We start from the raw sequence: 11,935 nt of genomic DNA on the forward strand, positions 1-11,935 counted from the left end.
GTTCTCATCGTCATCTCGCTGACCGTTGTCACCGGCGCAGTTCATCTCGATGGACTCGCCGACACCGCCGACGCGCTGGGCGCAGGACGCGATCGCGAGCGCGCCCTCGAAATCCTGCGCGACAGCCGCGTCGGCACTTTCGGCGCGAGCGCAATTTTCTTCGACCTGACGCTTAAGATACTGGCGCTCTCGGCGCTCGCCGGTACTCGCCGCTACGCCGCGTTGATCATCGCACCGACGCTCGCCCGCTTCGCCATGGTGATGGTCGGCGTCGGCATTCCCTATCTTCGCGAGTCAGGCGCCGGGACCGCTTTTCTCAATAGCCAGAGCCCGGGCTGGCGCAGGAGAGTCGCTGTAGTCTTTTTGATCATCGATTGTGCGATTCTGCTAAGTCCGTTTCGGACCGTCGGGGTGCTGGCTGTCAGCGTTGCGCTCCTGATTGCGTTTCTAATGCATCTCTTTTATCGGCGCTGGCTCGGCGGTGTCACCGGCGATCTGATCGGCGCGTGCGGCGAGGTGATCGAGATAGCGGTTCTGCTCACGATGACCTTGTGAGTCTATTTCACCTTCACTGGATAGCCTGCGACCATTAGCAGCACCTGGTCCGCGACGGCCGCGACTTTCTGATTGGTCCATCCGAGCAGATCGCGAAACCGGCGCGACTCCGCGTGATCGGTCGGCACGATTCCCGATCCAACTTCGTCAGTCACGACGATGCTAGCGAACGGAGCTTCCTTCAGCGTCGCCGCGAGCTGATCCGCCTGCGCGAGAACCGGCCCGTCGTCAGTCCCGTGCCGGTGCATCAGGTTGGACATCCACAACGTCAGGCAGTCGAGCACCACGAGGTCGGCGCTGTTGCGCAGCTCATCGAGCGCAGAGACGACCTGCACCGGCTCCTCGACAGTCTGGAAATCCGGTGGCCGAGTCGTGCGGTGAAATTCGATTCGCGCCGTCATCTCGTCGTCGAGCGCTTCGCCTGTCGCGACGAAAAATTTACGTTGATAGGGGAGCGCAAGCTTTAATGCTTGCTGACTCTTGCCGCTGCGCGCCCCGCCTGTGATCAAAGTGATCTCGCCCATGAGGATCACCAAGCGTACACGATCGCGCCGCGCGTGTTGACTGCGCGCGGTGCCGCGCGTAACTTCTGCGTCGCACCCGGTGCTCGGGAAGCCGGTTCAAATCCGGCGCTGCCCCGCAACTGTGTGGGGGGACGACGGCCCATGATGCCACCGCTCAAGCGGGAAGGCGGGCCCGAGGACGAACCCCAAGCCAGGAGACCGGCCGGGTCATTAACTGTCTGCCTTCCGCGGGGAGGGTGGCCTCAGGCACGCATTTCCTGGAGCCCGATCCCTCGACGTGAAGGATCGGGTTTTGTTTTTGCAGCCCGACCCTTCCTCCGCGTGTTGGCAGCCTTTGAACTCGGAGGGAGTTCATGCGGTTTCCTGATTTGATCGTGTCGACAGTCATTGCGACGGCGCTTTTTGCGCCGATCGCGCGCGCTCAAACGCCGGCGTCCGCGTCGTCGCCAGCGCAAACTCAAACCGCGCCCGCGTCGCCGAAAAAGAAAGCGAGTCAGCCGGCGACACCCGCCAAAAAAGAAGAGGCGCAGAAACTGAATCCGGTGGTCGTCACCGCGACCCGAATCCCGCAGCCAATCGGCGAGATCGGTACGACGATCACGGTCGTCGAAGACCCGCAAATCCAGGATCAGAAGATCGACCGGGTCGCGAACGTGCTGCGCGAAGTGCCCGGCGTGCAGGTCACCCAGAGCGGCTCGCCCGGTTCGGTCACCGACGTGTCGATTCGCGGCGCGTCCGCATCGCAGACGCTGGTGCTCGTCGACGGCGTCGAAGTCAACGCGGGCGCGACTGGCAGCTTCGACCTGGCCAACCTGACTACGGACAACCTGGATCGCGTCGAGATTCTGCGCGGCGCCGGCGGCTCGCTGTACGGCTCGCAGGCGATAGGCGGCGTCGTCAACATACTCTCGCAGGAGGGCGAAGGTCCGCCGACGGCGAGCCTGCTTTCAGGCGGCGGCAATCGTGCGACCAGCCAGCAGGTCGGAACGGTCAGCGGCGCCGAGGGAAACCTCCACTACTCGGGCGCGGTCTCATACTTCTCGACCGAAGGATATCGCCCGGTCAACGACAACTCCGACAATCTCGCGCTAAATGGGCGCTTCGACTACCACCTCGACGACGACACCGTGCTCCGCGGCTTCGCGCGTTACATCGCGTCGAATGTGAGCCTGCCCAATTTCAACGTTTTTTCAGGGTCGGACCTCGATCCGACCGCGCACGACCGTAATGAGTTCATGCTGTTCAAGGGCGAAGTCGAGCATCACTTCGGCGAAAAGTTGCTGGTGCGCACGAACTCGTTTTTCGTGCGCCAGGATCAGCGCTCGACCTCGACCCCGTACCCGGGTCACGTCGGCAGCGAGGACGATCGCATCCCCGACGAAACTCGCGGCGGACTGATCGAGGCTCTCTACACCTGGTGCGAGGGGTTCCGGACGCTGGCGGGCTTCGACTTCAAGGATCGATGGGTCCGCTCGGATAGTATCTCGACCTTCAAGAACTTCGCGCCGCCTCCGCCCCTGGCAACGTCGATAAGCCTGTTCCGCGCGCGCCGCCAGGAATACGCGGGCTACCTCGAGCAGGAGGGGAGCTTTCTCGACGGCCACGTTCTGGTGACGGGCGGATTTCGCGTCGATGGCAACAGCCAGTTCGGCAAGGAGGTCAGCCCTGGATGGTCGGTCGCGATTCCGATTACGAAAATCTCGACCACCCTGCGCGGCAGTTACACTGAAGGCTTTCGCGCGCCGTCATTCGACGAACTGTTTTTCCCGAACTTCGGCAACCCGCATCTGCAGCCCGAAGTTTCCAGCGAATGGGACGGCGGATTCACCACCAACTTCGGCGAGCGCGCATCTTTCACCGCGACCTACTTCTCGCGCCGCGTGAAGAACCTGATCGTCACTATTCCATGTCCCAAGTGTCTGTTCGGCTCGGAAGCGGGCAACGCGGCGCGCGTCGACACGCAGGGCGTCGAGATCGTGCCGAGCTTGACGCTCATCAAGGGGCTGACGTTCAGCGGCAACATGACGATTCTCGACGAGACGCACGCCGATTTGCCCGGCTCGACGGCGCGGCCGCTGCGGGTGGCGAAACATACCGCATCGGCGCTGGTGCAATACGTGCGGAGCGGGAATTTTCTGCCGCACGACAAAATCATGGCCAACGTGAGCTACATCTTCGTCGGCGATCGCGACGACATCACGGTCGAGTCCACCACCGCGAATCATTCCGCATACAATCTGGTCAACGCCGTCGTGTCGTACACGATGGGAATCCCGCTGGGCCACGTGCGCAACGAGGAGGCTTTCGCGCGTGTTGGAAACCTGCTGGACCGCAACTACTCAGAGGCCTTCGGCTTCAAGGCCCCGACGATCAACGTCCTGGCAGGCGTGAAGCTTGATTTCGAGTAGGTCGTGCTCTTCTGTCGTTCCGATCGAAGCGAGCAGCGCGAGCACACTCTCTGTCATCCTGACAGAGCGAGCAACGCGAGCGGCAGGAAGGATGACAAAAGCTGCCCTGCTGGCGCCCAGCCCCCTCACATCCTCTGCGATGACAAACTGTCTTGAGCGGTCGCAAAATATCGATCGAAAATTGTGCGGATTCTATCGCGGCGCTCGGACAGTTCGGCGAGCATTCGGGCGGCGCCGTCCGCCCCTTCGAAGCCCATGCGGCGCGCCAGTGGACGCAGCCCGATCACGGACGTCGGGACTGCCCAAGAGGGCTGGTCGCTTTCGATGCGGAGGCGATTTTCCAGGCGCGACAAAAATCGGTAGTCGTCTTCGAGGATGGCTGCGTCGGCAGCCTTCAGTAGATGGAGACCGTCGAGCGCCTCGAGCAATTCGATCGTGTTGCGCACGCGCAGCTCGGGATGAAGATGGCCGTGACTCAGCGCCATCATCTGCACCAGGAACTCGACATCCACCAATCCGCCGTGGCCCTGCTTGATGTTGAGCCGGGTCTTGTCCTCGGCGCCGATCTCCATCTCCATCCGATGGCGCATCGCGGCAATTTCGCCGACCTCGGCCAGCGTCAGTCCGCGGCCGTAGACAAATTCCTGGCGCGCCGCTTCCACTTCGCGCCCCAGTTCGTGGTCGCCGGTTATCACGCGCGCGCGCACCAGCGCCTGCCGCTCCCAGACCGCCGAACTTTGCCGATGATACTCGCGAAACCCCGCCAGCGACGTGACCAGCGGGCCCGCGTTGCCCGAAGGGCGCAGGCGCAGGTCGAGCTTGTAGGCGTAGCCCTCGCGCGTGCGCGATTCGAGGATCGCGATCAGCTTCTGCGTGATTCGCGACGCGATTTCACGGCTGCCGGCGGCGACTTCCGCGCGATCGTCGTAAACAAAAATCAGATCGAGGTCGGAGTTGTACGACATTTCGCTCGCGCCGAGCCGGCCCATCGCAATCGCGCACAGGCGCATCGTGGCGGGGATCGGGAAGCGCGCCTCGGTCTGGATTCGCGCCAGCGCCATCGCCTCGTCCAGCACCGTTTCGGCCAGGCTTGTGAGCTCGCGCTCGACGTCGAACAATTCGAGGTCGCCCGCCAGGTCTGCAATCGCGATGCGCAGAAATTCCTGGTGACGAAATGCGCGCAACGCGTCGAGCTTGCTCTCGAAATCCGGACTCGCCGCGATCAACCCCGCCAACTCGTCGCGCAACTCGGCCGGGCTGCGCCGCGTCGCCGCCAGGTCGGAGCGCACCAGCGTATCGAGCATGTCGGGATGGCGGATGAAGATGGTCGAGAGGTAGGCGCTCGAGGCGAACAGCCGCAGCAGGATGCGTCGGGTCGCGGGATGTTGCTCGAGCAGCGCGAGGAACGAGGTCCGCGCGCCGATCGCGGCGATGAACGCAGCAAGGTTCATCAGCGCCAGATCCGGATCGGGCAGCCTGCCGATCTCGTCGATCATCATCGGGCCGAGCCGTTCGAGCAGCTCGCGACGGCGCGGACTGGTCGGTGCACGCGAAGGGCCGCGCGCGAGCAGCTCGAGATGGCGCGCGCTTTCGTCGGCGCGCGCAAAGTCGAGTTCGCGCAGGTAGCGGGTCGAGGAATCGGGATCGAGCGCCGAATTCCAGGCGAGTTCCGCAGAAGAAGAGACCGAGCGCGTTGACTCTTCGTCGCCGCCGGCCAGAGTCTCGCGAAATTGCAACTCGACCAGCGCGCGATGAGATTTGAGCAGCTCGACGAATCTCTTCAACGCCGCGGGTCCCTTGCCGAAACCCATCCGCACCGCGAGCGCGCGCATCCGGTCGTTATCAGCGGGCAGCACGTGCGTCTGCAGGCCGGCGACGACTTGCAGCTTGTGCTCGACGTCGCGCAGGAACAGGTACGCGTCGGCGAGTTCGCGCGCGCGTTTTGACGGCAGGTAGCCGAGCGCGTCGAGCTTCTCGAGCGCGGCGACGGTCTGCTCGACTCGAAGCCGGGGATCGCGTCCACCATAAATCAGCGTGAGCGCCTGCACGATGAATTCGAGCTCGCGGATCCCGCCGCGGCCGAGCTTGATGTTGCGCTCGATCATCGCGGGAGTTTTCAGTTCGGCCTCGATCTGATGCTTCATCGCGCGCAACTGGCGCAGCGTGTCGAAGTCGAGATAGCTGCGAAACACAAAATGATTCAGTTCGGCGCGCAGTTGGTATCCGATTTCGAGGTCGCCCGCGACTGGCCGCGCACGCAGCAGCGCGGCCCGCTCCCACGGCTCGCCGAGGTTTTCGTAGTAGTTGATCGCACCGTCAATCGGCGTCACCAACGGCGCAGAACGGCCGCCGGGCCGAAGCCGCATATCGATTCGAAAGCATCGCGCCGACAAAATTTCGGTAAACCATTCGCCGAGACGCGACGCCGCTTCGGAACTATCCGGCGAATCCGTGGACGCGTGAAGATAAATCAGATCGACGTCCGAGCTGAGGTTGAGTTCGCGCGCGCCAAGCTTGCCCATCGCAAGGATGCAGAACTGGCCGATGCGGCGGGCGCGTTCGCCAAGAAACCGGGTCGCAAGAGCGAGCGCGGTGCGAATGCATTCGTCGGCCAGCTCCGACATCGCGTGCGCCGTCTCGCCGACGCTCAACCGGTCGAGCAGATCGGCAATCGCCACCTGGACCATCATGCGGCGCATGAAACGCCCGAGCACCGCGCCGGCGGCCTGGCGATCGGGCGCGTCGATCGCGGCGCGCTCGGTGCGCATCGCGGCGACGAGACCGTCAATCGTCTGGGCGCGTGCGCCGAGAAAAATTTCCGCCCATCCGGGTCCGGCCAAGGAAAGCTCGGTCGCGACGAGCTCCGACGAGCCGAGGCAAAAAATCAGATCGATTCCCGCTGATCGATCGCGCAGCACGTCCTTCAGCGCGGCGGCGGAATTTTCGGCCAGCCTGGTTAGGAACGCGAGCGCCAACTGCTCGTCAGGTGCACGACCGTCGACGACGGCCAGCGCCTGCTGCGCCAGCCGATCGCTGCCAAGCCTGTCCTTCAGCCGTTTGGCGAGGACGGCGAGTTGCGGCGATTGCGCGGCCTTGCGTGGCATCACCTAAACGATAACAGACGCGAGCAGTGCGCGCGCCGCAACTGTAACGCTGTCAGCCCGGCGCCGGATGGATACGATCAGGTTTTCTGCGCGACGGTCTTCTTCGAGTGATGAGTCGTCTTTGAAGAAGCGCGGGAAGTATGGTGAGCGTGCGACGCATGCGACTTCGCGGCGCGTCGCGGTGCAAAGTCGGTCTTGATCGGCGCGGGTCGAATCGCGGGTTCGTCCTCGATGCCGGGGAAATATTTTTCTTCGTCGCGATGCACCTGCAAGGCGGCAAGAAATTCCGCGTAGTAGTTCTTCACAGCAAAGCCGAAATGCGGTCCCTGGTAGTGCTGGACCATTTCGGAATAGTCGCCACCGTAGATTCCAGCCGCTCGCGCCACTCCGCCGGTGCCGTAGTTGTACGCGGTAATCGCCAGCGGCCAATCGCCAAGAGTGTCGTAGTTCGAGCGCAGCAGCTTGGCGGCCGCGAGCGTCTCGCGGTCCGGGTTCAGGCGATCGTCGTGATAGCGCGTGATCTTCATGTAGTGCTTGCCGGTGTCTCGCGTGAACTGCCAGATGCCGACCGCTCCGGCGCTCGAGCGCGACGCGCTATGGAAACCCGACTCGACATGCGCGAGCGTCACCAGCTCGGGCGGAATCCCCGCGCTGCGGAAAATCCGCTCCATCGACGGTGTGTAGTAACGGCTGCGCAGCAGTCCGTCGTGAAATTGCTCGCGCAGCCCCTCCTGCACGCGCAAGTTTTGCGCGGCGGCAGCATAAGCGCTCGGCGGCTCACCCTTGAACATCGCGGCGATCTCGCGCTCTTCGTCGTCGGCCGGCGGCCGGGTCGCGAGGCGATTCAAAATGTCGGAATATTTGGTCTTGAGATACTCGTTCGCCCAATCGATATCGGTGCGAGTGGGCTGACCGTCGCCGGGAAGATGAAACACGTGGTAAACGCGCGACACGTTATCGCGATCGACGACGACGAAGTCACTCTCGGCGTACTTGGTGAATACATCGACCCAGAAATCTACGTTGGGCTGAATCGCCGCCGGTCGCGGGAATGGGAGCTTGGTTTCCGACGACGCGTTGGGGGTGGCCGCGAACACAAAGGCGATCGCGAGCACTAGCGGCGCGAGTCCCCTGGCCATTCGGTTTGCCGACAGCTTCGTTGCGAGCAACTACGTCTCCATCGCGCGCGAGTCCCCGTCGGCGCGATTCTCAGCCAGCGCGTTCACAAAATCGAGCCGGCAGCCCCAACTTTCGGAGCGAATCTATGAATTAGCTGCGATTGCCCGGGTAGTCAAGAAATATCCGGTCGAAGCTTGAAGTTGGAGCTGCAATCAGGCGTCTTTAGTGCTGCGCTTGACAAACGCCGCGGACTCTTGTAAATGAGAATCATTCTCAATCTCATCAGGAGCCAGCTGCCTTCGTGACTTCCATAACCATCTCAATCATCAAAGCGACCGCCGTCGCTTCCCTGGCACTGTTAATCACCTTCGCGGCGCCGTCCGCGCGCGCAGCTGACGACTCCTCGCTACGCTTTCACGCTGGCGCCGTAGAACCCGCCAGCCTGGCGCTGCCTGCCAACACTCCCGTCAAACTGCATGTCACCAACGCCGGCGATGCGGCCGTCGAGTTTGAGAGCTTCGAGTTGCATCGCGAGCGCGTAGTGCAGCCCGGACAAACGATCACCGTGTACATTCCAGCGCTTCCGCCGGGCACCTATCCGTTCTTCGACGACTTCAGTCACGGCGCGGTGAAAGGCGAGATTGTCTCGCGCTGAGGCTGCGACGGGTCACACGCTTCGCGCGATCCTGTGGTTTGCAACGATCGCATTCCTGGTAGCCCAATTGGTGCGCACCGATCGTTCGAATCCAGCCGTCAGTGGCGATTTGTCCGCACCGCCGGCCGTCAAGGATGCCCTACAGCGCTCCTGCTACGACTGCCATTCGAACCAGACGCGATGGCCCTGGTATAGCGCCGTGGCGCCTTGCTCCTGGTGGATTCATCACGAGGTCGCCGAAGGGCGGCGGCGCATGAACTTCTCGTCATGGACTGATTACACCTCCGATCCCGGCACTGAGAATCAAAAGCTCGACGAGATCGCGCGGCTGATCGCAAGCGACGCGATGCCGCCATGGTACTACCGCGCGATGCATCCCGGGGCGCAACTGACGTCCGCCGAGCGCGATACGATCACGCAATGGATCGCCGGCGAAAAATTGTCGCACGCCGCGTCGTCACCGCGATGAACCCGCGCGCGATCTTCTTCTGCGCGCCGCTATTGCTGATCGCCGCGAATGCGTCGGCGCAAGTCGATCCTTTCGAGTTCGAGGTGTACCCGTATCAGACCGTAGGCAACGGGATGGTCGAGCTCGAATCGCTCAACAGCTTCGTGCCGAACGGTCACAAGCACGGCGACGACGGCACTTCGGCCGGCGATTTCGCCAGTCAGGATATGTATCGCACGGCGTTCGAGCTCACCTACGGCTTTTCGGACCACGTCGAGGGCGCAGCGTACCTCAATCTCGCGCATCCCAACGCCGACTCGTTTCAATACGCGGGCTCGAAGTTTCGCGTGCGCGGCAACCTGTTCGAGCAGGGCGAGTTGCCGGTCGATCTGGGCTGGTACGTCGAATTGGAATGGCATCGGACGCCGCAGTTCGACGACAACCAACTTGAGCTGGAGCTGAAACCAATTATAGAGAAAGATTTCCGGAAGTTCGAAATCGATCTCAATCCGATTTTCGAAAAGGGCGTCTTCGTCGGACCCAACAAGAATAAGGGATTCGAGTTCGGCTACGCCGCCGGTATCTATTACGACTACCTGCGCGAAATTTCACCCGGCCTCGAATTCTACGGCGCGCTGGGCTTGATCGATGACAACGATCCACTGCACGCGCAGCAGCACTACATCTTCCCGGTACTCAAAGGCGAGTTGCCGCACGGAATCGAGTACAACGTCGGTCCCGGCATAGGACTGACGCGCGGCTCCGACCGTGTAATAGTGAAGTTCAATCTAGAGCTAGAGCACTTCGTCGGCTCACTGTTCTAGGCATTCCTGCGAATTCGTCGGTTGCGCGGATCAATTCCCCCGTGATGCCTGCGTTTTGACGCGTCATGGCCTACGTCTTGACGATCACCAGCTTGGCAAAGGTTCCCACACCGCCATCGAGGAACCCTCAGATCCCAAGGCCTACCCTTGCATCCGAAGTAATCTAATGAGGCGCCGTGTGCTCGAATTTGAGATTTTGCACCCGGTTAAAAAATCCGCTCATCACAAACCCGGTTACCTTTCCATCCGCGTCACGCGTGAAACGAATTCGCCGGTCCTCACCAACAAACAAGTCTTTTATGATTGGCGTGATCGGTTCTCCCGCCAGCTTCAGAGCACGCAGGATGAGTCCGTTGCCCTCTATGGCTACGTGGTACGGAATGTCGAGTTCCTTGCTTTCATATTCACCTTCGAACTCGCGGAGTTCGGATGTGGCCGGATTGTATGCGGGGACTCGGGCGTACTGGATGGAAGGCATTCCCGAGAGCGCGGCCTTCGCGCTGCGATGGTCCGATGAGAAAACGAGCGGATCCATCCCGAGACCGCGAAAGCGACCTTCACCAATGGCATCGAGTTGAGCAGGACCGATCGCGTTGGGACCGATATATGATTCAGCCCAGAGAGCATCGCCGCGTTGCTCGAGCTTCAGCACATAATTTTCCTTTGCGTCAGTGAAGATTCCTACGTAGCTGGCTAATTGCGCCGCATCCGCGTGGAACGATTCTGCATGAACAGGCGAGAGGGAGGCGCTGAACTTACCTTCAAGATACAAGTCGGCGATATGAACATTTAGATCGGTCGGATTGATAGAACCCAGGTTGCAGACCGTAATCGCCGTCAGGTGATGATCTGGCACACGGAGCGCGTCGGCCCTGTAGCCAGCGTCACCGGCAGTCCCACTCTGCGCCCATTTGAGACCGCCGGGCGTAGTGCCGACGAACTCGCCGGGGGCATAATTTACGAGCGTTCCGTCGTTAAGCTGACCTGGCTGCTGCAACTGCTGAACCATCCGTGAGCCACCTACGCGCCCAGAGAAAAAGTTCTCGTTCCATCGGGCCAGGTCCTCGACGGTAGTCATCAAGTTGGTAGCTCCGAAGATGTCGTAGTTCGGGAGGCATAGGCGAAGCACGTGATCGTCGTCGATGTAAGAATAAGCCAGGTTCTTCACGACTTCGCCGTGGTCTTGACGAAAGTGAGTGTGCTTCATTCCCAGCGGTTGAAAGAGGCGGGCCATCGCGAAATCCGGGAACGACTGTCCGCTAAGCCGGCTGACGACCTGCGCCAGGAGCATGTAGTTGGTGTTGCTGTAGGCGTAGTCAGTACCCGGCGGAAAATTCAACTCCTTCTGGCGCGAGAGGATGTAGAAGATATCGTCGTTGGTGAGAAGATCAGGGCTATCGAGCCGCCATCCGTCGAAGTGGAGAAGAATCTCGTAGTCGCGCAGCCCGCTAGTGTGCGCCAGCATCTGGCGCAACGTGATCGGTACACCGAAATAGGGCAGCTCAGGCAGGTACTTCCGAATCGGATCGTCGAGCGACAGTTTGCCGTCCTGAGCGAGCATCAGGATCGCGGCGCCGGTAAATTGCTTGGCGATTGACCCGACGTTAAACACCGTTGCAGTTGTGATCGGGACATTGTGATCCAGATCCGCCATGCCGTAGCCATGTTCGTATACAATCCGCCCGCCCTTCATAACCGCGACCGCACATCCCGGAGAGCTCGGCGTATTCCACTGTTCGAACAACTTATCGACCGCTGCGGATTTGTCACCCGCATCAGCGGCCGCAGCTGTCGCGCGCGCGTGATCAATTGAAATGAACGCGCTTGTGAGTATCGCAATCGCAAACAGATTCCGGGCGAGCGCAATTCGACGATATGACGAGTTCAATCGCTTCATTTCGAGCCCCCGATTTCGGTCCCGGACGCCTCATTTTGACGCCGTTGCTACAGCGCAGGAAGCCGCTTCCTCGTTGCGCGGCTCCGAAGCTTTTTTGCGCGCCACCTTATTCCGGAGCCCAGAGCTGTTCTAAGCATTGCCCGCGAATTGATCTGTCGCGCGGATCAGTTCGCTGGTGATGCTCGCGTTCGACGCGTCATGCCCCGCGTCGTCGACGATCACCAGCTTTGCGCGCGGCCATACCCGCTTGAGACTGTATGCCCATCCGATCGGCGCCTGAAGATCGAAGCGTCCATTCACCATGATGCCGGGAATGTCGGCAATCGCGGCGGCGTCGCGGATGAGGATGTTGTCCTCGAGCCACGCATAGTGCTGGACGTAGTGCGTGACGATGCGCGCGA

The 11,935-nt window shown here is 61.4% G+C and carries 10 protein-coding genes and 1 riboswitch; of the genes, 5 read left to right on the forward strand and 5 right to left on the reverse strand.

The features are described from left to right. Positions 1 to 555, forward strand: a 555-nt coding sequence (gene cobS / locus VIW95_RS01885) for an adenosylcobinamide-GDP ribazoletransferase (protein WP_331583453.1), incomplete at its 5' end; no start/stop codon positions are given. A gap of 2 nt (positions 556 to 557) precedes the next feature. On the opposite strand, the gene cobU is transcribed toward cobS, so the two are convergent. Further along, positions 558 to 1,079: a bifunctional adenosylcobinamide kinase/adenosylcobinamide-phosphate guanylyltransferase gene (gene cobU, locus VIW95_RS01890; protein WP_331583455.1), complete on the reverse strand. Its 522-nt coding sequence runs from the start codon at positions 1,077 to 1,079 to the stop codon at positions 558 to 560. 60 nt (positions 1,080 to 1,139) lie between these two features. Next, positions 1,140 to 1,300: riboswitch (cobalamin riboswitch) on the forward strand. Between the two features lie 132 nt (positions 1,301 to 1,432). Here cobU and VIW95_RS01895 point away from each other — a divergent pair. Next, positions 1,433 to 3,487, forward strand: coding sequence for a TonB-dependent receptor plug domain-containing protein (locus VIW95_RS01895; RefSeq protein ID WP_331583457.1), 2,055 nt, complete (start codon positions 1,433 to 1,435; stop codon positions 3,485 to 3,487). Positions 3,488 to 3,612: 125 nt separating this feature from the next. On the opposite strand, the gene glnE is transcribed toward VIW95_RS01895, so the two are convergent. After that, positions 3,613 to 6,591 (reverse strand): bifunctional [glutamate--ammonia ligase]-adenylyl-L-tyrosine phosphorylase/[glutamate--ammonia-ligase] adenylyltransferase, encoded by a 2,979-nt coding sequence (gene glnE / locus VIW95_RS01900; RefSeq protein ID WP_331583459.1) that lies wholly within the window; start codon positions 6,589 to 6,591, stop codon positions 3,613 to 3,615. 77 nt (positions 6,592 to 6,668) lie between these two features. After that, positions 6,669 to 7,730, reverse strand: coding sequence for a lytic transglycosylase domain-containing protein (locus VIW95_RS01905; RefSeq protein ID WP_331583461.1), 1,062 nt, complete (start codon positions 7,728 to 7,730; stop codon positions 6,669 to 6,671). Between the two features lie 281 nt (positions 7,731 to 8,011). Between VIW95_RS01905 and VIW95_RS01910 the strand changes: the two genes are divergently transcribed. From VIW95_RS01910 to VIW95_RS01920, 3 genes are read left to right on the forward strand one after another with little or no spacing between them, the layout of a single operon-like run. Continuing rightward, positions 8,012 to 8,365: a cupredoxin domain-containing protein gene (locus VIW95_RS01910; RefSeq protein ID WP_331583463.1), complete on the forward strand. Its 354-nt coding sequence runs from the start codon at positions 8,012 to 8,014 to the stop codon at positions 8,363 to 8,365. Continuing rightward, positions 8,352 to 8,834 (forward strand): heme-binding domain-containing protein, encoded by a 483-nt coding sequence (locus VIW95_RS01915; RefSeq protein ID WP_331583465.1) that lies wholly within the window; start codon positions 8,352 to 8,354, stop codon positions 8,832 to 8,834. The genes VIW95_RS01910 and VIW95_RS01915 overlap by 14 nt, the downstream gene beginning before the upstream one ends. Continuing rightward, the gene (locus VIW95_RS01920; RefSeq protein WP_331583467.1) at positions 8,786 to 9,637 is read left to right on the forward strand and encodes a hypothetical protein; all 852 of its coding nucleotides are present in this window, start codon (positions 8,786 to 8,788) and stop codon (positions 9,635 to 9,637) included. Before VIW95_RS01915 ends, VIW95_RS01920 begins: the two co-directional genes overlap by 49 nt. Positions 9,638 to 9,800: 163 nt before the next feature. Here VIW95_RS01920 and VIW95_RS01925 read toward each other — a convergent pair whose 3' ends face one another. Both VIW95_RS01925 and VIW95_RS01930 read right to left on the reverse strand, forming a co-directional pair. Then, positions 9,801 to 11,381: a serine hydrolase domain-containing protein gene (locus VIW95_RS01925; RefSeq protein WP_331583469.1), complete on the reverse strand. Its 1,581-nt coding sequence runs from the start codon at positions 11,379 to 11,381 to the stop codon at positions 9,801 to 9,803. 282 nt (positions 11,382 to 11,663) lie between these two features. After that, the coding region (locus VIW95_RS01930; protein ID WP_331583471.1) for an alpha/beta hydrolase at positions 11,664 to 11,935 on the reverse strand (272 nt) is incomplete at its 5' end.

Origin of the sequence: Binatus sp. (SeqCode), from assembly GCF_036522015.1 — a bacterium.
In the GTDB taxonomy this organism is placed as follows: domain Bacteria; phylum Desulfobacterota; class Binatia; order Binatales; family Binataceae; genus Binatus.